The sequence below is a fragment of the Intestinimonas sp. MSJ-38 genome, assembly GCF_018917925.1.
In the GTDB taxonomy this organism is placed as follows: Bacteria; Bacillota; Clostridia; order Oscillospirales; family Butyricicoccaceae; genus Pseudobutyricicoccus.
In genome coordinates this window covers 1-22,433 of the sequence record NZ_JAHLPO010000024.1, presented here as the reverse complement: position 1 = coordinate 22,433, position 22,433 = coordinate 1, and the positions used below count along the sequence as shown (strand labels likewise).

The 22,433-nt window shown below is 55.8% G+C and carries 24 protein-coding genes; 6 read left to right on the top strand and 18 right to left on the bottom strand.

Going from position 1 to position 22,433, the window contains the following annotated elements:
* Nucleotides 1-5 precede the first annotated feature (5 nt).
* Nucleotides 6-377, top strand: a complete 372-nt coding sequence (locus KQI26_RS12470; protein WP_216504665.1) for a metal-dependent transcriptional regulator — start codon at nt 6-8, stop codon at nt 375-377.
* Nucleotides 378-437: 60 nt separating this feature from the next.
* Here KQI26_RS12470 and KQI26_RS12465 read toward each other — a convergent pair whose 3' ends face one another.
* Nucleotides 438-791 carry a hypothetical protein gene (locus tag KQI26_RS12465; RefSeq protein ID WP_216504664.1) on the bottom strand — a complete coding sequence of 118 codons (354 nt, stop codon included), beginning with the start codon at nt 789-791 and terminating at the stop codon, nt 438-440.
* Nucleotides 792-1,140: 349 nt separating this feature from the next.
* Nucleotides 1,141-1,662: a nitroreductase family protein gene (locus KQI26_RS12460; protein ID WP_216504663.1), complete on the bottom strand. Its 522-nt coding sequence runs from the start codon at nt 1,660-1,662 to the stop codon at nt 1,141-1,143.
* 256 nt (nt 1,663-1,918) lie between these two features.
* Between KQI26_RS12460 and KQI26_RS12455 the strand changes: the two genes are divergently transcribed.
* From KQI26_RS12455 to KQI26_RS12445, 3 genes are all read left to right on the top strand, one after another.
* On the top strand, nt 1,919-2,479 hold the full coding sequence (locus tag KQI26_RS12455; protein WP_118747810.1) for a DUF3793 family protein: 561 nt from the start codon (nt 1,919-1,921) through the stop codon (nt 2,477-2,479).
* A 36-nt stretch (nt 2,480-2,515) separates the two neighbouring features.
* Nucleotides 2,516-2,941 (top strand): flavodoxin, encoded by a 426-nt coding sequence (locus KQI26_RS12450; protein WP_118747811.1) that lies wholly within the window; start codon nt 2,516-2,518, stop codon nt 2,939-2,941.
* Between the two features lie 120 nt (nt 2,942-3,061).
* Complete coding sequence (locus KQI26_RS12445; RefSeq protein WP_118747812.1) at nt 3,062-3,445, top strand: metal-dependent transcriptional regulator; 384 nt, start codon at nt 3,062-3,064, stop codon at nt 3,443-3,445.
* A 189-nt stretch (nt 3,446-3,634) separates the two neighbouring features.
* Here the strand turns inward: KQI26_RS12445 and KQI26_RS15800 are convergent, their stop codons facing one another.
* The 16 genes from KQI26_RS15800 to glyA all read right to left on the bottom strand — a co-directional run bounded on the left by KQI26_RS15800 (nt 3,635) and on the right by glyA (nt 20,996).
* Nucleotides 3,635-4,222: a DUF4093 domain-containing protein gene (locus KQI26_RS15800; protein WP_216504662.1), complete on the bottom strand. Its 588-nt coding sequence runs from the start codon at nt 4,220-4,222 to the stop codon at nt 3,635-3,637.
* Complete coding sequence (gene holA, locus KQI26_RS12435; RefSeq protein ID WP_216504661.1) at nt 4,219-5,265, bottom strand: DNA polymerase III subunit delta; 1,047 nt, start codon at nt 5,263-5,265, stop codon at nt 4,219-4,221. Before holA ends, KQI26_RS15800 begins: the two co-directional genes overlap by 4 nt.
* Nucleotides 5,262-7,478: a ComEC/Rec2 family competence protein gene (locus KQI26_RS12430; protein ID WP_216504660.1), complete on the bottom strand. Its 2,217-nt coding sequence runs from the start codon at nt 7,476-7,478 to the stop codon at nt 5,262-5,264. The genes holA and KQI26_RS12430 overlap by 4 nt, the downstream gene beginning before the upstream one ends.
* Before the next feature lie 6 nt (nt 7,479-7,484).
* The gene (locus KQI26_RS12425; protein WP_118428717.1) at nt 7,485-7,826 is read right to left on the bottom strand and encodes a histidine triad nucleotide-binding protein; all 342 of its coding nucleotides are present in this window, start codon (nt 7,824-7,826) and stop codon (nt 7,485-7,487) included.
* A gap of 10 nt (nt 7,827-7,836) precedes the next feature.
* The gene (gene alaS, locus KQI26_RS12420; protein WP_216504659.1) at nt 7,837-10,479 is read right to left on the bottom strand and encodes an alanine--tRNA ligase; all 2,643 of its coding nucleotides are present in this window, start codon (nt 10,477-10,479) and stop codon (nt 7,837-7,839) included.
* Nucleotides 10,480-10,499: 20 nt separating this feature from the next.
* Nucleotides 10,500-11,729, bottom strand: coding sequence for a U32 family peptidase (locus KQI26_RS12415; RefSeq protein ID WP_216504658.1), 1,230 nt, complete (start codon nt 11,727-11,729; stop codon nt 10,500-10,502).
* Nucleotides 11,726-12,856: an endolytic transglycosylase MltG gene (mltG, locus tag KQI26_RS12410; RefSeq protein WP_216504657.1), complete on the bottom strand. Its 1,131-nt coding sequence runs from the start codon at nt 12,854-12,856 to the stop codon at nt 11,726-11,728. The genes KQI26_RS12415 and mltG overlap by 4 nt, the downstream gene beginning before the upstream one ends.
* Before the next feature lie 24 nt (nt 12,857-12,880).
* Entirely contained in the window at nt 12,881-13,750 is an 870-nt protein-coding gene (locus KQI26_RS12405; protein WP_216504656.1) for a CPBP family intramembrane glutamic endopeptidase, read from the bottom strand.
* Nucleotides 13,747-14,322, bottom strand: coding sequence for a 5-formyltetrahydrofolate cyclo-ligase (locus KQI26_RS12400; RefSeq protein WP_118747820.1), 576 nt, complete (start codon nt 14,320-14,322; stop codon nt 13,747-13,749). Before KQI26_RS12400 ends, KQI26_RS12405 begins: the two co-directional genes overlap by 4 nt.
* A 17-nt stretch (nt 14,323-14,339) precedes the next feature.
* Complete coding sequence (locus KQI26_RS12395) at nt 14,340-15,167, bottom strand: GNAT family N-acetyltransferase (RefSeq protein WP_118747821.1); 828 nt, start codon at nt 15,165-15,167, stop codon at nt 14,340-14,342.
* Nucleotides 15,164-16,069 (bottom strand): DUF2156 domain-containing protein, encoded by a 906-nt coding sequence (locus tag KQI26_RS12390; RefSeq protein WP_216504655.1) that lies wholly within the window; start codon nt 16,067-16,069, stop codon nt 15,164-15,166. The genes KQI26_RS12395 and KQI26_RS12390 overlap by 4 nt, the downstream gene beginning before the upstream one ends.
* A 34-nt stretch (nt 16,070-16,103) precedes the next feature.
* Nucleotides 16,104-16,778: a thymidylate kinase gene (locus KQI26_RS12385; RefSeq protein ID WP_253292835.1), complete on the bottom strand. Its 675-nt coding sequence runs from the start codon at nt 16,776-16,778 to the stop codon at nt 16,104-16,106.
* The gene (thyX, locus tag KQI26_RS12380) at nt 16,775-17,539 is read right to left on the bottom strand and encodes an FAD-dependent thymidylate synthase (RefSeq protein WP_216504654.1); all 765 of its coding nucleotides are present in this window, start codon (nt 17,537-17,539) and stop codon (nt 16,775-16,777) included. The genes KQI26_RS12385 and thyX overlap by 4 nt, the downstream gene beginning before the upstream one ends.
* A 1-nt stretch (nt 17,540) precedes the next feature.
* Nucleotides 17,541-18,275 (bottom strand): WecB/TagA/CpsF family glycosyltransferase, encoded by a 735-nt coding sequence (locus KQI26_RS12375; protein WP_216504653.1) that lies wholly within the window; start codon nt 18,273-18,275, stop codon nt 17,541-17,543.
* A 274-nt stretch (nt 18,276-18,549) separates the two neighbouring features.
* A complete protein-coding gene (locus KQI26_RS12370; RefSeq protein ID WP_216504652.1) occupies nt 18,550-19,395 on the bottom strand; it encodes a CPBP family intramembrane glutamic endopeptidase in 846 nt (281 codons plus the stop codon).
* Between the two features lie 356 nt (nt 19,396-19,751).
* A complete protein-coding gene (gene glyA / locus KQI26_RS12365; protein ID WP_118747828.1) occupies nt 19,752-20,996 on the bottom strand; it encodes a serine hydroxymethyltransferase in 1,245 nt (414 codons plus the stop codon).
* A 322-nt stretch (nt 20,997-21,318) separates the two neighbouring features.
* Here glyA and nth point away from each other — a divergent pair, with 322 nt between their 5' ends.
* Together nth and KQI26_RS12355 are read left to right on the top strand one after the other, a co-directional pair.
* Nucleotides 21,319-21,948 carry an endonuclease III gene (gene nth, locus KQI26_RS12360; RefSeq protein ID WP_216504651.1) on the top strand — a complete coding sequence of 210 codons (630 nt, stop codon included), beginning with the start codon at nt 21,319-21,321 and terminating at the stop codon, nt 21,946-21,948.
* A gap of 29 nt (nt 21,949-21,977) precedes the next feature.
* Nucleotides 21,978-22,205 (top strand): hypothetical protein, encoded by a 228-nt coding sequence (locus KQI26_RS12355; RefSeq protein WP_216504650.1) that lies wholly within the window; start codon nt 21,978-21,980, stop codon nt 22,203-22,205.
* The last annotated feature ends 228 nt before the right edge of the window (nt 22,206-22,433 follow it).

The following is a 22,433-nucleotide window of genomic DNA, read 5'->3' as shown; positions in this document are numbered from 1 at the left end:
ATCAAGTGAAAATACTGGAATCTGGTGAAAACTATCTGGAAACCATCCTGATGCTGAAAGAAAGCAAAGGATCGGTCCGTTCTATTGATATCGTCCGGCAAATGAATTTCTCCAAACCCAGCGTCAGCCGGGCCATGAGTCTTCTGCGGGAAAACGGATATATCACCATGGACAAAGAAGGCTGGATCCAGCTGACGGAAAGCGGCATGGAAGTAGCCTCCCGCATTTATGAACGCCATCGTCTGCTCACCAAATGGCTCATGGCCTTGGGTGTATCCCCTGAGGTGGCCGCCGAAGATGCCTGCCGTATGGAGCACGATATCAGCAACGAAACTTTTGAAAAACTGAAAGCCCACATTGAAAAAGCCGGCTTCTAAAATGTAACCCCCCTCCGCTCTGATGCGGAGGGGGGGGTGCAAATGAATCAAAAAGCACGATCACAACAGGAAGGCCAGCGCCATCATTCCATAGGATTTGAGGCCATCCCGCCCTAACAGCAAATAGATTCCTCCATAGCACAGCGAAAAGGCCATGACCCCTGCGCCGGTGTACAGGCTCCCCTGGCTGAAAATGTGGATCATTCCCCAAGTACAGCACAGAACCAGTCCGCCAAAAGAGAAAACCGTCTTTTTCCCCAACAATCCTTCTCTCCATTTCTGGCCAAAGGCCACAATGAGAAAGACCAAGCCCACTTCCGCCAGATAATATAAGTATTGAAACAAAAACAACCAGGGACCTTTTCTTTGCCATTCGCCCAGGATCTTCAAGGTTCCCAAATCCATCGCATTCAAAAGAACACAGCCTATGGTAAGCACCCAGGCCCAGATCCATTGCACTTTTCCCTTGTTTCCCTAGCCAGAGGATCAAACCCCAGATGTTTTTGGGATGCTCTCACAAGCCACAGCATCATCGCCAGCCGTGTATTGGGAAAAACCTTTTCCCTTTGTCCATAGAGGCTCTATCACCCCGGCCAGCAGCAATTCCAGCCCCAACCCCGCAAAGGCATAAAGCGCATACCACAGAGGCTCTCACAGCCCTTTTTCCCTGTTTTCATATCAACCTTCCCCTTTCTCTCTTTTCCCTTCATGTCGCCCCGAAAAGGCCCCAAGAAACGCTCTTGGGGCCTTTTGCGATTCATATCTAGTTTTTCTTTGTCTCCCAGGCGTCATACTGCACAATGTCCTCCATGGGTTTGCGGCTGCGCACCCGGCCTTCCTCGGCGGGATAGCCAAAGGGGGATACCGCCACCACCTGGAACCCGGCGGGGATTTTCAGCAGCTTTGCCACATCGGGAGCGGAAAAAGCCCCCAGCCAACAACTGCCGATGCCCAGTTCAGCCGCCTGCAGTTGCATATAGGACAGAGCGATGGAACAATCAATGGTGCGGGCCGGCTGTCTGCAGGCCATATCCCGCACTTCATCGGCACAGAGAACCATCACCACAGGAGCCTGCTCCACAAAGGCCTGATTCCGGCAGGCCGCCACCAGTTCATGGCGCAGAGCCGGATCGGTGACCACCACAAACTTCCACGCCTGCTGGTTTGTAGCCGAAGGCGCCAGTCTCCCGGCTTCCAGAATCTTTTCCAGCTTCTCTTGCTCGATGGGCTTATCCTGATAGGCCCGAATGCTCTTCCGCTGCAAAATGGCTTCCATAACGCTCATGAGGATCATCCTTTCTCTTCTCCACCTTTGCGGCCAGAGGCCGCGATGTGATCTCTTCATTTGATCATATTGTAGCATGCCCTTCCTCCCCGGGCAACCAACTTGATTTGAAAAAATCCAAATTTCCCTTGACATCACCTCTATGGCATGCTATTATGTACCCGTGGTTAGCGTTAGCTAACTCACAAATCAGTGGGAGTTCGCTCCCTTTGTTTTTTGAATCACGGTTAGCATTAACTAACCGCAGGAGGTATTCATGGAACAAACCTTGGATCGGCTGCTGGCCCGTCACTGTGCGCCGGCCCTTTTAGGGGTCAAGCCTGCCAATCTGGTCAGTCTGCCCCTGGAGGAATACCGGCTGCTGGCTCCTCAGATCGCCTGGTACAGCCATGTACTTCGACAGCGGGGATTACGGTTTCTCACCCTGGACCGCCGCTGCAAAGCGGTACTGCTTCTGATCTATTCGCCTGTGAAGCTCAAGCGGCATCTGGAGCAGGAGTCTTGCCGTCAGATGTTGTCTCAAGTGGGCTATCCATCGGAAGGACTCAGCGAAAAATTGCTTTTCCTCCAATCCAGGCTGGCCGAAAACCAGGATTTTCCCCATGAGATCGGCCTGTTTCTGGGGTATCCCCCCAGAGATGTGCTGGCCTTTCAGCAAAACCAGGGACGATGCTGCAAACTGTGCGGCTACTGGAAGGTGTATTCTGGCCTGTGCCGTGCCCGGCTTTTGTTCCGCCGCTACGACTCCTGCCGGGACTATCTCTGTTCCCGGGTGGCCCGGGGCGAGACCATTCCCCAGGTTCTTGAATGTGCTTGATCGTATCCCATCTATGATATAGGAGGCAATATACCTATGAAAAAAGTCGCTGTAATCTATTGGTCCCAAACAGGCAACACCCAGCAAATGGCCCAGCTGATCGCCCAGGGCGCATTAGAGGGGGGAGCCCAGGTGGAATGTATGCCCGTGTCTTCCCTCACGCCGGAGCAGGCTCTGGAGTATGACGGACTGGCTCTGGGTTGCCCGGCCATGGGAGCGGAAGTGCTGGAAGAAGCCGAATTCGATCCCTTCTTCACCCAGTTGGAAGGCCATCTGCAAGGGCGTACTCTGGCTATCTTCGGCTCGTATGGCTGGGGGGACGGAGAGTGGATGCGCTCCTGGCAGAACCGGTGTGCCGCGGCCGGGGCCTCTCTCGTCGGCGGTGAGGGCCTGGCTGTCTGCGGCACTCCTGCTGGTGAGGACGAAGCTCGCTGCATTGCTTTGGGCAAAGCCCTGGCCTGATTGCTTTTTCTTGATCCTTTCTTGATCCTTTGATGTGATCTTTCTGTTTAGCGGGGTTGATCTCCGCCGGTGGGGGCCGGAAGGCCCCTGCCGTCCTCCTTCTGAAAAAGGTGAATCTTTATGCTTTCATCCACTGTCATTCGTTATTTGCTCACGATTTATCGGCTGAGCCCGGATAACCGCCCCATCCCTTCGGTTTTCATTTCCCGCCAGCTGAATGTGACCCGCTCCAGCGTGGCCAAAACCCTTTCCCAGCTTACGGAAGAAAATTTGGTGGAAAAAGCCCACTATGGGAAGGCTCGCCTGTCCCCTTTGGGCCGGCGATTGGCCCTCCAATATCAAAGAGAACAACAGACTTTCCATCGTCTGTTTGTCCAGTTGGGCCTTTCTCCCCAATCGGCGGAACAAGAGGCCATGACTGTGGTTTCCGCCCTTTCTCCTGAAGGGAAACAGGCTCTTGTTGCTCTTTTGCCCCATCCCATGCCTCTGGCCTCAGGAAACTGAGCGATGTTCTCCTTCTTCGCTTCCAAAATAACCGAAACGGGTGGTATCAAGCCCCTGGTTTCATGCCATCCGTTTCCGCTATTTTCCCTGGACTGCCCTCCAGGATGGGCGGAGATCCTTCTGTACTCTTATCCTCATCATCTCACACAGCAAAAAAGCCGCCTGTATGGGCGGCTTTTTGCTGTTTATTCATATTTCTCCCAGTACTTGCTCCAGCAGAGACGCGCCTCCTAAGATGTTGATCATCTCCAGAAGTGCTCCGGCCGTCATATTTTCCGGCAAATCCAGCTTTTTCAGCAGCAAACGGCGCTTCTCTTTGCTGTCCGGTCCGCCGGACAGGCCCAGGGCATAAAGGTCCGCTTTGGTTACCGGCTTTTCTTCCCTGGTTTCCTTCTCACCGTTCATGGCCACGCCGCTGCGGCGCACCGCCTGAATGATCTCCTCTTCGGTGACCCCTTCCACCCCCAGCTTTCCCTCCCGGGAAGGATGGGCCTTCCGCTTTTCCTTCCCCAAACGGTCGGGGATGTAGGCATGGTACACCTTTCCCTCCGCTGCTATGTTTTTCAGATAGCCACGGATGAGAAACCCGGCGTAATCCGGATCGGTAAGCACCAGAATTCCCCGCATCTGCGCCAGACGGCGGATGAGGGCGGCCTTTTCCTTGTCTTTGAAAATGCCAAACCCTGCAGTCTCCAGCACTACGGTATCAAAGATCTGTTTGATCTTATTCTTGTCGTAACGGCCTTCCACAATAATGACCGGTTCAATGGAGATCACGATACCCGCTCCCTTTCGGCCGCCATGCGCAGCAGCAATAGTTCCAGCACCCGGGCATCATCCGGGGTATTGCTTTTCAGTTCTTTGTCCGCCTGATCGCACAAAAGCAGCGCCCGACGCAGCCAGGGAAGGCTGCGTTTTCCTGCCGCTTGGCGTAAAAGCTTGGCCGGGTAACTAGAGCGCATATGGAAGAGCTCCATCAAGGCACTCTCTCCCAGCCCGGCCTGCTGAGCCAGTTTGGCCGCATACAGCTTCTGTACCTGTTTGCCAATGGACCCGGCCAGCACCACCGGCTCAAACTTCAGTGCCAGCAAATCCCGCAATGTGCGGATGGCGGCCACCGTATCCCCCTTGGAAATATAGTCGGTGAGCTGATAGATCTGGGCTTCCAGAGCCCGGGAGGCCAGTTGGTCAATGGCCTGGCGGTCGATTCGTTTTTCCATGGTCCCAGCGGCGATTTTGTCGATCTCGCTTTGGAGATTGGTCATCAGGCTACCGCAGACAAAAGTGAGATACTCGCACTCGCCGCTGTCGATCTCCTTTCCCAAAGCGGCAAAGCGCCGCTTGATCCAGGCAGTCAGCTCTCCTTGGGGCGCCTTGGCAAATTCCACCGCCTGTCCGGCCTTGAGGGCGGCCTGCCAGGTTTTCAGCCGCTTGTCCGGCTTATATTCCAAAGCGTCAAAATAAAGGATCATGCACAGGGTATCCGGTAGATTTTCCAGGATCTCCGGCAGCTGCTCCCGCAGCCCGGCGGGCGGACGGCTGAGATTCAGATCCCGGATGAGGATCAGCTTTTTTTCACTCATCACCGGCAGACTTTCTACGCTATCAACCAGGTCATCCAGGGTCAAACTGTCCCCATCCAGCACCACCTGATTGAACTGGGCGAAAGCCTCTCCACCGATCAGGGAAAAGATCCGATCCCGATAATGCTCTTTCAGATAGCTTTCTTCCCCATAAAACAGGTAAAGCTTTTCCAGGCTGCCCTGATCCACATCCTGACGCAGTTTATCGTATGCAGTGTTCTTTTCGCCCTTTTTCATTCTTCGTCCTCCCCGGCGGCCCCTGCCGCCCATAACTCCATATCCATCCGCTCCCCATCCTCCAGATAGAGAACGGGGCCGGAAAAGGCCGCACCCAATGAGGCACTTTCTCCCCCATAAGAGGAACGAGTGCACACCAGCATCTGACAGCCTGTACGGCGGCAGATAGCGGCCAGCCGAGGCAAATCCTCCGCCGCCTTTTGATCCACCAGCAAGACCTCACACTGAAGATCCTGTTCTTTCACCGCCGTCAATACCTCTCCCATGTCCTGACCACAGGTGGCCAGCACTGTGCAGGAAGGTAAAGCCAGCTGGAGCAGATAGCCCTTCTCCCCAGGAATCAAAGCACCCTCGCCGCTGGAAAAGGAAAACCCTCCTCCTTCTCCGTAGACCTGTTTCTCCTCCCCCAGCATCAGTGAAGAGAGAACCCCCTTGGGTGCGATCACCCGCTGAACTCCGGCCCACCGATCTTCCGGCGGCGCAATGGGAGCGATCCCTTCTGTGCTTGTGAGCCACAAATGGGAGACCTGGGCCAGGCCCATCCGATCCAGGGTATCCTGAGCACCCCGGTAAAAATCGTCCCCTTTCAGATCCCCGGCGCTAAAAGCGGTAAGCTGTCCCGCCTCTCCCACCAGCAAAAGGCCGCTGCCGCCGCAGTTGACCACCGACAGAGAAAGGGTCAACGCCTGCTCCATCCCCACTCCGCTGAGGCAAACAAAACCGCAGAGGAAATAGGTAGCAAGCCCTCGACCCACGCCCTCCTTCTTTCGGAAGAAGAACAGGGCCACGCCCAATCCCAAAAGGGAAAAGAACAGCATCACACCGCCGCTGCTCACCGAAGAAAAGGGGAGCGCCGCCGTCTTTCGCTGCACCAGATCGATCCACCAAAGCAGGGGGTGAAGCGCCAGGGAAAGCATCTTTCCCAATATCGGCCAAAAGCTGCCCGCCACCACAAAGCAGAGCCCCAGCACAAGCACTGGCGCCAACAACGGCACAATGAGCAAATTGGAAAACAAGGCCAGGAAGGACACCCGCTGAAAGGCCAGCACCGAAATGGGCAAAGTGAAAGCCTGGGCCGCCAGCGTCACCGCCATGCCTTCCAGGATCTTTTCCAGTAAACGATGCTTCCCACCCAGCTTCTCCCGAATGGCCTGCTGCATCGGCGGAAAGAGCAACCCGATGCCCAACACCGAAGCAAAGGAAAGCTGCAGTCCCACATTCAGCACGCTCATGGGAGAAAATAGAAGCAACAGCAAAAGGGCCGCTGACAGAGAAGACAGTGTGTCTTTCTCCCGGCCCATCCAAAAGGCGGCCATGGCGAAAAAGGCCATGATCACCGCCCGCAGCACCGAGGGCGTTCCTCCGGCCAGCACCACCATCATCAGGCATAGTGGAATCCCCACAAAGCTCCCGCCCTTTTTTCCAAAAAGGGCAAAGGCCACTCCCAGCAGACTGGACACATGAAGCCCGGACACCGCCGCCAAATGGGCTGTGCCGCTGAGGTTCAGATCCCGCTTTTGCTGGGCGGTAAAGTCCTCCTTATTCCCTGTGATGATGCCGGTGAGCAAGGCACTTTCCCTTTGGGGGAGCCATTTCCCGGCCACCTTTGCCACCTGCTGGCTCAAACCTTGCAACCGAAGCCACCAAGGCGTTTCGCCGTCCTGCGTTTGAAGCTCTCCGGTCTGGGATGCCTGCAAAAACATCCCCTCCGATGAAAAGCCACGCCAGGGTTCCAACGGTGCCCGGGACAGACGCACTTCCACTGCAAAGTGCTCTCCGGCTTTTATTTCAGGAGAGGCATCCTCCAGATACAAAGGCAAGGAAAAATTTACTTCTTCTTCCCCCAAAGCCAGAGCGCGCACCTGCACCTGGCCATAGCTGCCTTTGCCCTGGGCCTCCTCCAAGGCCATGCACTCCATGGTTCCCGACCAGCCGCTGAAGGCCAGCTGGGGCTCTGCCCGGACAAGGCGCCAAAATCCGAAAAAGGCTGTGCCCAGCCCCACAAAGGCCAGGCACAGCAAAAGCCCGTTCCGCCGGCCCCGAGGCAGGGTCAGCAGAAACAAACCGCAAAACAGCGCCCCGGCCAATGCCAGCTTTCCCAAAGCGAAACCGTGGCAAAATGCCAAAGCGCTGCCAAAAATGGCGCAAACGGCACCGGCAGCGGCCCAACAAAGGGGCCGCTGCGCCGGAAACCGTCCCAGCCACTCTTTCATCTCAAATCAGGCCATCTTGCCCAAAGGCCCGCCGGCCAGCACATGGAAATGGATGTGCTGCACCGTCTGCCCAGCATCTTCGCCGCAGTTGGTCACCACCCGATAGCCCTTGTCCAGCTTCAGTTCCCGGGCCAGTTTGGCAATAACCTGATAAATATAGCCGATGATGGCGCTGTTCTCCTCGGTCACCTCGCCGCAGGAGCTCATGATGTGCTCCTTGGGAATGACCAGGAAGTGTACCGGCGCTGCCGGCTCAATGTCATAGAAGGCATAGACCTTCTCATCTTCATAAACCTTCTTGGAAGGGATCTCTCCCTTTACGATCTTGCAAAACAGGCAATCATCCATTGTCTATCCCTCACTTTACCATTTCTTCCACGATGTTGTTCACTGCTTCCAGAGCCGCTTCCAGCTTGGAGGGGTCTTTGCCGCCCGCTGTGGCGCTGTCCGGGCGTCCGCCGCCGCCACCGCCGGTCATCTTGGCCACCTGCTTGAGGATGTTGCCCGCATGGGCGCCCTTCTTCACCGCTTCCTTGCCACAGGCCGCCACAAAGTTGATCTTGCCTTCCTCCGTGACCAAAGCCAGCACACTCACCAGGTTGGGAGCCTTGTCCCGCAGGTCGTCGCTGAGAGTACGCAGCATATCGGAACTCATATCGTCCACCTTCATGGCCAGCACATTGACACCGCTGTCCCCGGCGGTGTGGGCAAAGTTGAGCATCTCCACCGAACGGAGAGCCGCTACCCGGGCGCTGAGCTTATCCACCTTGTGGAGAGCCTGGCGCAGGTCGTTCATCGTCTGCTGGGCCTTGTTCACCAGCTCCATGGGAGAGGACTTAATGACCGCCGCAGCCCGGGCGATCATCTGCTCTTTTTCATGGAGCATAGCCGCCACCTGGCTGCCCACCACCGCTTCGATACGGCGGACGCCGGCGGCCACTGAGGTTTCGCTGACGATCTTCAGCAGACCCACCCGGGCAGTGTTGGGCACATGGGTACCGCCGCACAGCTCGATGGAATAATCCCCCATCTGCACCACCCGGACCCGATCGCCGTATTTCTCGCCGAACAGAGCCATGGCCCCCAGCTTCTTGGCTTCGTCGATGGACATTTCCGAAATATTTACCACATCGTCCCGCAGGATCTCTTCGTTCACCTGCTTTTCCACCTCCATCAGCTCTTCCGGAGTGACGGCGCTGAAATGGGTGAAGTCAAAGCGGAGACGGTCGGGCTCCACCAGGGAACCGGCCTGCTCCACATGGTTGCCCAGCACAGTGCGCAGAGCTTTCTGCAGCAGATGGGTGGCCGAGTGAGCCCGCATGATGGCCCGGCGGCGATCCTCATCCACATGGGCCTGGAGAGTATCATCCACATTCACCGTTCCCTCCAGGGCTTCCACCTGGTGGAGGAACTTTCCATCGGCTGTCTTGCGCACAGCCAGCACCTGGAGAAGGGTGCCTTCCCGGCGCATCACGCCGGTATCCCAGCTCTGGCCGCCGCTTTCCGCATAGAACGGAGTCTGATCCAGCACCAGAGTGCCCTGAGCCCCCTGGCCGAGGGAACCGGCCAGTTCCCCTTCGGTGACAATGGCCAGCACCTTGCCGGTGTCCTCCAGCTTGTCATAGCCGGTGAACACAGTGGCGGGCAGCTCCTTGAGGGACACATCGTCTCCGGCCCAGCCCAGCCCTGTGGTGTTGCCCCGAGCCTGACGGGCCCGCTCCCGCTGGGCACGCATCATTTCTTCAAAAGCCTGACGGGCCAATTTGAAGCCCTGCTCTTCCAGGATCTCCACCGTCAGATCCACCGGGAATCCATAGGTGTCATACAGCTTGAAGGCATCCTCGCCGGACAGGGTGTCCCCATTGCCACGGAGAGCGGCGATCATCTCATCCAGCTTCACAAGACCGCTTTCCACGGTGGCGGCAAAGCGCTCTTCCTCGGTGCGGATGAGCTTTTTGATATATTCCTCTTTTTCCCGCAGCTCGGGATAGGCGCCTTCGTTTTCCTTGATGACGGTTTCGGCCACTTCTGCCAGGAAGGGCTGGGTCAGCCCCAACAGGCGGCCATGGCGGGCGGCCCGGCGCAGCAGGCGGCGCAGCACATAGCCCCGGCCTTCGTTGGAGGGGATGACGCCGTCGCACACCAGCATCACGCTGCTGCGGATATGGTCGGTGATGATCCGCAGGGATACATCCTGCTTTTTGTCCTTGCCATAGGTGACACCGGACAGCTGTGCCACATGATCCAGAATCCGGTGGACGGTGTCCACATCAAACAGACTGTCCACATCCTGCATGATGCAGGCCAGACGCTCGATGCCCATGCCGGTGTCGATATTCTTCCGGGCCAGAGGGGTGTAATTGCCCTTGCCGTCGCTGCTGAACTGGCTGAACACCAGGTTCCAGAACTCCACATACCGGTCGCAGTCGCAGCCGGGAGCACAATCCGGGCTGCCGCAGCCATACTTTTCGCCCCGGTCGAAATAGATCTCCGAGCAGGGGCCGCAGGGACCGGAACCGATCTCCCAGAAGTTGTCCTCCCGGCCCAAGCGAACCATATGATCCTCCTGGACGCCGATCTCCTTTGTCCAGATGTCATAGGCCTCGTCATCGTCCAGAAATACCGATACATACAGTTTGTCCACCGGCATCTTCATTTCCTGGGTAATAAACTCCCAGGCCCACTGACAAGCTTCCCGCTTGAAGTAATCTCCAAAGGAGAAGTTGCCCAGCATCTCAAAATAGGTGCCATGACGGGCATCCTTGCCCACGCTGTCGATATCCAGGGTACGGATGCACTTCTGGCAGTCGGTGACCCGGGGGGCCGGCGGGGTGAGCTCGCCGGTGAAATAATGCTTCAGCGGCGCCATACCGGCGTTGATGAGCAACAGGGAATTGTCGTTCTGGGGCACCAGGGGAAAGCTTTTCAGCCGCAGGTGGCCCTTGCTTTCAAAAAAGCGGAGAAACCGCTCTCTGATTTCATTAAGTCCCAATTTTTCCATGGTTCTTCTCTCCATCCTTGCTATTTTTCTTCCTTTTCCACCCGGCGGCGCAAAAAGGCTTTTTCGTGCACTTGTGTTAATTGAGGCAGCACCAGATGCTGGTGGGGATGAGGGGCACAGGTGAGTTCCTGCCCTTCTTCATCCAGCAATCTTTCCACCCGGAGGGCCTGGGGCGGCCCAACAGGGTCGATGAGCTCCAGCTCATCCCCCAGGGAAAAGCGGTTTTTCTGAAGGAACACCGGCCCATAGGGCCCCTGCTCTCCCAAAGACAGAGCGCAGACCTCCCAGGGCCGCTGGTAGCCGCCATCTTCCGGCCGCTGGCTGTCCTTGTCTCCAAAATAGAAACCGGTGTAATATTCCCGGTGGCTGACCTTCTCCACCTCCTGCCGTACCCAGTCCGGCAAAGCATACCCCACCGGATTCTCACAATACAGGTCGATGGCCCGGCGGTAGGCATTGGCGGTGATGGCGGTATAATAGGCGGTTTTGGCCCGGCCTTCGATCTTGAAACTGTCCACCCCGGCTTCGATCAGCTCCGGGATGTGGTCCAGCATGCAAAGGTCCTTGGAGTTGAGGATATAGGCCCCTTCCTCCCCTTCGAACACATCCATCACTTGCCCTGGCCGCTGCCGTTCCACCAGGGAATACTGCCAGCGGCAGGGCTGGGCACAGGCTCCCCGGTTGCCGTCCCGTCCGGTGAGATAGGCGGACAGATAGCACCGGCCGGAATAGGACATACACATGGCCCCGTGGACAAACACCTCAATGGCCAGTTCCGGCGAAGTCTTTTCCCGGATCAGAGCCACCTCCTGGAGGGAAAGCTCCCGGGCCAGTACCACCCGGTGGGCCCCCAGTTTGTGCCAGGCCTCTGCGGCCTGATAATTTGTGATGTTGGCCTGGGTGCTGATGTGCCGCTCCAGTCGTGGAGCGTACTGCTTGCACATCTCCAGCACACCCAGATCAGCAATGATGGCGGCATCGGCCCCCGCTTGCTGGAGGAAATCCAGGAAAGCGGGAATTCGCTCGGCCTCCTCACTGCGGGGCATGGTATTCACCGTCACATACACCCGTTTCCCCAGGCTGTGAGCCAGCTTGCAGGCTTTTTCCAGCTCCTCGCCGGTGAAGTTGCCCGGGGCCGTGCGCATCCCAAAATCCTTGCCCGCCAGATAGCAGGCGTCCGCCCCATAAGCAAGGGCGTATTCCAGCCGTTCAAAGTCCCCGGCCGGGCTGAGCAGTTCCGGCTTTCTCATCCCATCTGCTCCTTCTTTTTCTGCATGGCCGCCACATTGGCTTCATGCTCGCTGTAGGTCTCAGCAAACACATGACTCTGGTCTTCCGGATCGGCTACATAGAAGTAGTAATCATGATTCTCCGGCTGCAAAGCGGCCAAGATGGCAGGTACGCCCGGATTGCAGATAGGCCCTTTGGGAAGGCCGGTGACCTTATAGGTGTTATAAGGACTGTCGATCTCCAGATCCTCATAGGTCAGGTTTTCCTTGTGTTCACCCAGAGCATACTGCACGGTGGCGTCGATGTCCAAATGGGGGAAATTAGTAGGATCATTCAATCGGTTATAGATGACTCCGGCGATGGTGGCCTGCTCTTCCGGCAGCACCGCTTCCCGTTCCACCATGGACGCAATGGTCAGAATCTGCCGCATGGAGTAGCCCGACTGCTCGGTCAGCTCCCGCATTTCGGAAGTGTACTTGTTATTGAAGTTGTTGAGCATGGTGTTGAGCACCCGCACCGGATTGTCATTGATATAGAACTGGTAGGTATCAGGATAGAGGAAGCCTTCCAGACGATTTTCCTCCATGGGCACATCCTGAAGCATCTCATGCTTGAAGGGATAGGTGTTGGCCGTCTCGATCAGGTCCTCGGCCCCGCACACCCGGGCATCCTCCAAAAGCTGAGCGATCTGCTGGATGGTATAGCCTTCGGGAATGGTCACCTCGGCCACCTCGGTATAGGTGGACACCCGGTTGAGGGTGTTGATGATCTGGCCATAGTCCATGTCCGCATTGACCTCGTATTTTCCCGAATCAAAAGTCTTGTCCTCGTTGGAAAAATTGGCATAGAGCGTAAAGGCCCAACGGCAGCGAATAATTCCTTCTTTCTTGAGCATCTTGGCCACTTCCCCATGGGTGGTGTCCTCACTCAATTCCAGCATGGCCGTCTTTTCCGGCTTGACCAGAGCAAACATATCGTTTGCTATGTAGATGCCGAAACCGGAAATAATCAGGGAGACACCCAGGACAAACACCAGGTAGCTCACCGCATGCATCATACTCCCCGCCCGGTTTTTCCGGCGTTTTTTTCTTCTTTTGCGAGTCCGGGGAGCCGGGCTCTGCTCATATTCTCCGCTGGTACGGCTCATGATACACCTCCTATTGGTTATCGGTTAAGTCAACAGAGTTTTCAGCACAAACAGCACAAGTGTGACCAGCACGCCGGGGCAAAGCACCGAGCGCACAATGGCTTTGCTGCCACCGCTGCCCCGCAGCCGCGGCACCCGACCTTTTTCGATCAGGTTTTCCAGGCAAGAGGCCGCCCCATAGATGCTGAGGAACAGCACCGCCGCAGCCAGCATGACAAAATAAGGCCAAATGCCGAAAGCCGCATACCGTTTGAGCAAATAACTCATGGCCAGATAAAATAAACTGTTGAAAAAGTGTCCAAACACCGCCGGCCATAGAGAACCGGTGATGATGGTCATATACCCGAACAAAAGCCCCGCCGTGAGAGGCCCCAGAAAATTGGCCGTGGAGCCATGGATCATGGCAAAACACAGGGCCGAAATGAGGATGGCCGCCGTCTGCCCCCATCCTTCCAGGCCGGAAAGCAATCCGCCCCGGAAAAACAGTTCCTCGGCCAGAGCGGGCAAAAAGGCGATGACCAGCACCAAAAGCCATGTGGGGGTACCGCCATACCGGCTCCAAGCGCTATAGGCCGTGTCCTCCAGCAAAGCGCCTCCGGTGAAAAGGGCCACCAGATAATTGAGGAAAAAGGACAAAAGGGACACTGCCAAAGCAGAAAAAAAGACAAAAGGGGCAAAGCGCAGCCGGCTTCCCCCAAGACGAAGCTTCATGGGGGATTGGCCCTTTCTCCCCAACAGCCAAAAGACCAGAAGAGGCAGGAAAAATGCCACGACTTCTCCCAGGGCCGCCATCACCAAAGGTGGCAGCCACCGGTTGTTCTCCGGCAGCGCACCCAGGATGAACAAAATGCCCATGGACACCGGCGGCATCAGAGAATAGATCAGTGGATTCATTCTCCATCCCGTCCTTTCCCAAAGGTCAGGACCCTGGATTGGGTGCAGATCAGATCCATCTTCTCGTCATGCTCTTCTGTGGGCACATGGGGAAACAGCAATTCCTCATGGCACAAGGCCGCCCGGAAAAACCGTCCCTTCTGCAAGAACCGGTCATAGAATCCGGCGCCGTGCCCCAGGCGGGTGCCATCCTCGCCGCAGGCCACGCAAGGGATCACGGCAAAGTCGATCTCTTCCGGCTCCACCCAGTTTTCCCCTTCCGGCGGCACCGGGATGCCGTACTGTCCCTCTTCCAGCTTGTCCAAATTAGAAAGCTGACGGGCCCGCATCACGCCCTTGCCGATGCACACCGGCGCACACACCCGCTTCTCATCCTGCAATGCCATGCGGAGAAAAGCAAAAGTGTCCGGCTCTCTGCCCACCGACAAATAGCAAAACACTGTACCGGCCTGCCTGTATTCCGGCCTCTGTCCCAGCGCCTGGGCAAAGGATTCCCCTCTCCCCCGGACATCGGCATCGGAAAGGCTGGTCAGCCGGGAGCGTGCCTGCTGGCGGCATTCTTTTTTATTCATCCATGGTCTCCTTCTTCTCAGTTAAACAGCAGATTGCAATAGCCCGCCTTCTGTTCCAGGAGTTTTTCTCCTACCGGTGTCAAAGGCAATGCCATAGCAAAAGGCCTGGGATCGTTTTGCGGCGGCAGCCGGCACAGACCTTCTTCGGCCCCCACCCGATCCAAAGCAGCAGCGGCCAGGCGCAAAGCGTCCGGCCCCAGGGCTTCACAGACCCGCCAGGCTTCTCCCACAGGTTCGATGCAGCCCCAAGCCGTGATCCGGCCGTCCCGCCGCAGCACCAGGGCCTTGTCTCCATAGAGCTCCTGCTGGATGGCGAAATCCTCCGGCGTGCGATCCACGGAAAACAAAAACCCCAAAGCCTTGCGATATAGTTCCACCACCTGGGGCAGATCTTCCGGCTGGGCCACAGACAACAGGCCTTCTTCTTCCCTGCGGGCCTTGATCTGCCGTTTCTCCACCCAAAAGGCAGTGCGGTAGCCAAAGCGCCGGTAATACTCAAACAAAGAGGGCTCCTGAGGAATGAGCATCAGCAGGTCGATCCCCTGCTCTGCCCCTTTTTCCCGCGCTTCCTCCAACAATGCACCTGCCAGGCCTTTGCCCCGGCAGGAAGGGTGGGTACCTACCCCATATACATAGAGGCCCTGTCCATGGATCTCCCCCTGGCGCAACCGCACCGGCAAAAGCTGAAGCATGGCCTGAATGTGTTCTTTCTCGCAGAGAAGAGTGTTTTCCGGCTTCCAAATCTTTTGGAAAAACCAGTGGGTAAAGTCCTTTTCCCCAGGAAAGCACAAATCAAACAGCTCTTCCAAGCCGTTATGGTCCTCTTTTTTCCCCAGCCGGATCATGGCAGAGGCTCCATGCGGTATTTGGCCGTCAACTCCACCGGGCGATAGGAGAGCTTAGCCTTTCGCAGTCCTTCGATCCCCATATCTTCCTCCCGGTTCACATAGGGGAAATCCATCCCCTCATGGGCAATAAATTCCCGGTTGATCAAAGGATAGGCCCCGGGGATATCGGCCATGGCTTTTTCGATCTGCACCGTCAGAGCATCGCTGCAAGAAGGGCTTCCCATGGTAAAGGCAGCCATACGCCCATCCACATAAAGCACCCCGCCCCGCATAGCCAAGTCCTCGTAATGCTCCAGGGCCTGCCACACCGCACAGTGTTCGTAAACCACGGTATCGGCTGTATTTGCATCGTGACGCTCACACCACAGATGATGGAATTTCAAAATCTCATCCCGATGCTTTGCAGGGTCCAGCTTTTCATAATGCCAGTTGTTTTCATGCTCCTGCAAAAAACGATTGATGAAATTTCGCTTGGAGTGAAGCTTTTTTCCTTTGAGGGTGGCCAGATCCTCACTGCGGTAAATATAGTCGAAGTTGTCCCGATCCTCTGTAAAGGCATACCGGCCGGGGAGCAAGCTCTCCACTTCTTCCTTCTGGTCCTGGGTGCAGCCCAAAAACCGATAGGGCTTTCCTCGTTCCCTGGCATCCTGGGCGATGACTTCCAGCGCGGTTTTCCGGTCCCCTTTCCCCACGGGGAACAGATAAGTGAGTTCAGGAGCATCTTCTCCCAGGGAGAGCATATACAAAAAATCTCCCTGTATGGCAAACAATGTCCGGTACCGGCAGCGCCAGATGAACATATCGGTAAAGCACCGCTCTGTCATGCGGGCCGGTTCCAGACTGAGTTTTTCTTCAATCTGCTTCTTGTCTTCTATGGAAATTTCTCGGAAAGGAAGCATTATTTCACCATTTTCCTCTTTCAGTTTTGATCCATTACTGACCGGCCTGTCCCAGACGATGGCGCACCTGCTCCCAGATCTTCTCGTGGATCTGCTCCACCGTCAAAGGTGTCCCTTCCGGAGCGCAGGAGATGATCTGCCATCCGTAACGCCGGCAAATTTCCAGCGCACCTTCCCGGCAGCGGGACAGATAATCATGATCTTTTTCGTGGATATCTCCCTCATTCCCCTGGCGCTTTTGAAGCAACTGGAATGTCAAATTCGCCGGCATATCCAGGAAAAACACCAAAGTGGGCGCAGGGAGTCCAAGTTTATTATACTCAAAATCAAAGAGCCAATCCAAAAAAGGACCCTTCTCTTTCTGGGGGAGCTTGGCGGCCTGGTGCACCGCATTGGATGTGGTATACCGGTCGCAGAGCATCAGCCCACCTTTTTGGTGGTACTCCTGCCAATCGGTTTTATAAGAAGCGTACCGGTCCACCGCAAAAAAGGTGGACGCTGCATAGGGGTTGACGCTCTCCGGCTTTGTGCCGAAGGCTCCTCCCAGATACATCTCCAAAAGGGCCGCCGAAGGCTGGTGATACCGGGGAAAGACCGCTTTGCGAAAATCGATCTTTTCCTGCTGGAGCCGCTGACACAACCGGGCAAACTGGGTGGATTTTCCCGACCCGTCGGTGCCCTCAATGACGATCAGTTCTCCAGCCATCATTTCACCCCATACAACTGACGCACTTCTGCCATTTTGCCGCAGCTCATCTTTCCTTCCGGACAAGGGCCGTAAAGGCAGGCCGGACCGGCCTTCTGGAACAGATGGGGCGCTACCTTGCGGCACTCTTCCAACATCTGCCGGGCCACCTCCCGAATCTCCCACTGAGCCCGATTGCAGCAGCGCAGGCGGAAGAAATTATACAATGACCGGGTGTCCATGGTCATCATCATCTTGGTGCAGCAAGCATTGGGCAGTACAAACCGGGCGTCCTCATTGGCCATCTTCCGGGCCGTTTTCCGCGCTTCCTCCGGCGCCATTCCCTGCTCTTCCAGCCGGGCGGCCTGCCGGTCTGTGAGGGCCGCAGCCAACTCATCATACAGACGCTGATCCTCCGCCATCGCCTTTTCAAATATCTCCCGGCAATGGGGATCCTCCGCAATGGAGGGAGGCAGCACATATTCAAAGGCTTTTTCCCGCACATACCGCTGGGATTGCACACTGAAGGACGCAATGCGATGACGGGTGATCTGGGCCAGCAAAGAACGGGAGACACCTTCGATGGCAAAGGTGAAGCTAGCGTGCTCCACCGGGCTTTCGTGGCCAATCTCTGCCAGCATATCGATGAAATTCTGGGTTTTTTCCTCGTCCAGCCCCTCCCAGATGGTGTCCGCACTGGCGGCGGAATAGCACATCCGGGCCGCGGCGGCCACCAGCTTTTCCGGCTGGGGCGTATGAGAAAGCAAAGTCACTTTTGGCGTCATATCATTCTTCCCCCTTGATGCGCCAGCGGAAGGCCGCAAACATATACTGGGGCAGCTTCATCATGCGTCCCAGACGGCTGGGCTGCTTGAGCAGACGGTACAGCCACTCCAGACCAAGCTTGATGAAAATGTCCGGTGCACGCTCCACTTTTCCGGCGTACACATCCAGAGATCCTCCCAGCCCCACCATCAAAGTGGTGTTCAGTTCCTGGAAATGTTCATCAATAAAATACTCCTGGCGGGGAGAACCCAGGCAGACGAACAAGGCATCCGGATGAGCGGCATTCACCGCTTCGATCGCCTCACTGTCCTCTTTGAAATAGCCGTCATGGCAGCCGGCCACTTTCAGACCGGGATATTTCACCTGCATCCGCCGGGCGGCTTCTTCGGACACTCCCGGCTTGCTGCCCAGGAAATAAATACTCTTGCCTGTATCCCGCAAAGCGGAGAGAAGATTTTCTCCAAACTCCACCCCGGGTACCCGCCCTTTCAGGGGACGGCGAAGGATGCGGGAGGCATAGATCACTCCGATCCCATCGGGCAGCACCAATCCCGCCCGAGACACAACATCCCGCAGCTTATCGTTGGTGACGCAGGCCTGGGCGATCTCCGCATTGGGTGTGACCACCATGCATTTGCTCCGGCTCTGGATCTGTTCCATGGCATAGCCCACGGCCTCATCCATGGTCACATTGTCAAAGGCCACAGCCATAATTTTGATACGAATAACCGACATCCCTCTCTATATCAGATATACACCGCTTATTTTACCCTATTTTCCCTTTTGACACAAGGGAAAAGGTATACAAATATCCTTTCCCACAAGCTTTCCCAGCCATGGAAAAGCAAAACAGATCCAGTGCTTGGATTGCCGTACTTTTCTTTGCTTCCAGCTTGTACAAAACAGATTTTGTCTTTTCAGGGTCTTGTTCTCCGGCTGACCGACCGACAATTTACTTTCATGCCAATGAAAAAAGCCCGCCATAGATGCGGACCTTTTTCTGCAATCTTTAGTTTTCCCACTCTGACGGCTCTTCCTCGTCCGGCCCTTGCTTCAATCCCTGGAAGGCTATGGACAAAAATCCAGCCAGCATAATGCCTCCCAGCAGCGTCATCGAAAGCTGGCCCAGGAAATTCTGAGGGGCCAGATAAAAGACGATCCCCATAAAGAAGGAGGACAGATTGAACCCCATATGGAGCAAAATGCTGGCCTTGAGACTGTCGGTACGCAGGCGTACATATCCCAGCAAAAGGCCGAACAGCGTGGCATAGACGATCCACACCAGCTGCCCATGGACAAAGCCGAACACCAGTCCCTGCAGCAGCACCGCCAACCAGGCGGGCATGGCCTTCCGCAGCCGGGAAAGCACCAGGCCCCGGAAAATCAGTTCTTCCACTAAAGGAGCAAAAATGGCCACCGACAACAAATCGGCCCACAAAAGAGAGGTGTTCAGTCCTTGGGAAGCCTGGTTGTAAGACTCCATCAGCTGCTGGGGCAAAGGCAAAAGCTCCATAGCGCCAGTGGTCAGAATATTGCCGCAGGCACCGGCCATCAGCAAACAAACCACCTGACGCCGTCCAATGTTCTGTCCGCCCTGTACCAGATCCCACAGGGGCATCCCCCGCAGCTTGGCTAAGACCATAATGATCAAAATGGTGAGCACCTGACTGCTCAGCAAAATCACTGTGCTGTAGTCACTGGCAAAGGCATCATACAACTCTGCAGCCCGGTCGGACGCCGTCGTTTGAAAATAGACCTGCGCACCGATACTGGCCACCAAGGAACAGGCAAACTGGACAGCCAAAAACAGCAGCACATAGCCGATGGCCCGGCGAAGATTTCGTAGTTTTTCCATGGGCATCTCCTCTCAAAGGGAACAAAAAGGGCGCAAGGCCCAGCCTTGCGCCCTGAGCGTGTCGAAAAAGTGGCTTAGGCCACTTTTTCGAGTTTTTGCAAGGGGCTGGCGGAGTGCCTCCGCTCCCATACTGCGCTCCCGCGCTGGGCAGGTCCGATGCAGAAAGGCAAAGAAAGTATGGCCGTCCGGCCACCGGACCAGCGGGGCGCCCCGCCCTTGAGAAGTGCAAAAAGCCACGCACAGGTCGCGGCTTTTTGCGGATTTATAGGGGTAGGGCGGACGACTCTTTTCGTTATATAGGTTTTTCGACAGTCTGAGGGCGCAAGGCCCAGCCTTGCGCCCTTTCTCTTTCTAATTTAGTCGAACAGGGGATATTTTTCGCACAGCTTGTTCACTTCGCTGCGGATATAATCGGCCTTGTTCTCAAAGTCCACCGCGGCCAGCTTGATCAGCTCAGCCACCTTGGGCATATCCTCTTCCTTGAAGCCCCGGGTGGTGATGGCCGGTGTACCGATACGGATGCCGCTTGTGACAAAGGGGCTCTCCGGATCGTTGGCGATGGAGTTTTTGTTTGCAGTGATATACACTTCGTCCAGCCGCTTCTGCATCTCCTTGCCGGTGACATGGAAGTTGCGCAGATCCACCAGCATCAGATGGTTATCAGTGCCGCCGCTCATCAGGTCAAAGCCTTCCTTGAGCAACGCATCGGCCAGAGCCTTGGCGTTTTTCACAACCTGCTCCTGATAGGTCTTGAACTCCGGCTTCATGGCTTCGCCGAAGCAGACGGCCTTGGCGGCGATGATATGCTCCAGCGGGCCGCCCTGGGTGCCGGGGAACACGGCCTTGTCGATCTGCTTTGCCAGCTCTTCCTTGCAAAGAATCATGCCGCCGCGAGGACCACGCAGCGTCTTATGGGTGGTGGTGCTCACCACATCAGCATAAGGCACCGGACTCATATGCAGTCCAGCTGCCACCAGACCGGCGATATGGGCCATATCCACAAAGAGATAAGCGCCCACTTCCTTGGCGATATCGGCAAAGATATCAAAGCGGATCTCCCGAGGATAGGCGGAAGCGCCAGCGATGATCATCTTGGGCTTATGCTCCTTGGCCAGCTTGCGAACCTCATCATAGTCAATGGTCTCGGTTTCAGGATTCAGGTTATAGGGAACCACATTATAATAATTACCCGAAATATTCACCGGGCTGCCGTGGGTCAAGTGACCGCCGTTGGCCAGGTTCATGCCCAAAACAGTATCGCCAGGCTTGACCAGCGCATAGTAAACGGCAATGTTGGCCGAAGCACCGCTATGGGGCTGCACATTGGCATGGTCTGCAGAAAACAGCTTGCAGGCCCGCTCCCGGGCGATGTTTTCCACCACATCCACACATTCGCAGCCGCCGTAATAGCGTTTGCGAGGATAACCCTCCGCATATTTATTGGTCAGGACAGTGCCCATGGCCGCCATGACCGCGGGGCTGACGATGTTTTCTGACGCGATCAGCTCGATATTGCGGCGCTGCCGGTTATATTCCTGCTCAATGGCCTGGCCCACCTCCGGATCGAACTGCTTCACCAAATCCATATTCTCTCGAAACATGGCGCATCCAACCTCCTTATTTTCATTCATCAAAGGCCGAAACCTTGATTCTATTATATACTCGAATTGTTTTTATTTCAACTCTTTGCTATAATAGAATCCATCCTCTCATTCCCGCTAAAATTCCTGTTTTCGGGCATATTTCACATCACAGGATGAGGAAAACAGACTTTTCCTCGGTTTCCTCCTTTTTCTTCGTCGAAATACCCAAGGCACTCCCTTGGCGCTCTGTGCACTTTGCCTGATTTTTTCTGCCGAACATGGGCCGAACATGGAATGAGATACCATATGACAAAATATTTTCTCTGGACGGTGAAACGCTATGCGGAAAAAAGAACGCGCGGCTCTGATCGTGGAAGCCCTGAAAGAACATTACCCTGCATCCTGTTCCCTGGTGGCCCGGAAGGATTACGAGCTTTTGTTTGCCACCCGGCTATCGGCCCAGTGTACCGATGCTCGGGTGAATGTGGTGACCAAAGAACTGTTTTCCCGCTGGGACAGTCTGGAAGCCATTGCCGGAGCGGATCTTTCGGAGCTGATGGAAGTGGTCAAGCCCTGTGGACTGTACCGAGTCAAGGCCATGGATATTCAGAAATGCGCCCAGGCCCTGCTGGAAAACCATGGAGGCAAAGTGCCTGACACCATGGAAGAACTGCTCAAGCTGCCCGGCGTGGGGCGCAAGACGGCCAACCTGATCCTGGGAGATCTGTTCGGCAAGCCGGCCATTGTGGCCGATACCCACTGCATCCGTATCTCCGGCCGGCTGGGGCTGACCAAAAGCAAGGACCCCTATCAGGTGGAGATGGATCTGAAAAAGCTCATTGCTCCGGCCGATCAAAATGACACCTGTCATCGTTTTGTCCACTTTGGCCGGGATATCTGCACCGCCCGCTCCCCCAAATGCACCGCCTGTTTCCTGCTGGACATCTGTCCCCAGGGACAAGGGAAATAACAGGCCAGGTATCTCAAAGGAGGAAGCCTATGGATTCAGATTATGTTTTCCTCATAGAAAAAGAAGCCATGTGGGCCAAAATGCTGATGGAAGCACTGCAAAAGGCAGATATTCCCGCGGCTTCCGTCCCGGCCTATGGGGCCGGCCTTGTTATGCGGGCCGGTGTGCAGGAGCGGCTCCGGATCTATGTCCCCCTGGCGAATAAACCTCAAGCGGAAGAGCTGCTGGAAGAACTTTTCCCCGAAAACCAGAAATGATCTCATTTTGACAAAAACCCCGGCCATTAAACTGCACCCCATTTGTTAGACAGTATGGTATACTATCTAACAAGTGGGGTGTTTTGCTATGCCAAAAGGAGTACCAAACAAACGATATACGCCGGAATTCAAAAAACTGGTGATTGAAACCATGCAGAAAGAGAAATTGAGTTACAGAGAAACCTGCCGTAGATTTGAGGTAAACAGCAGAGATCGAATCAAATCATG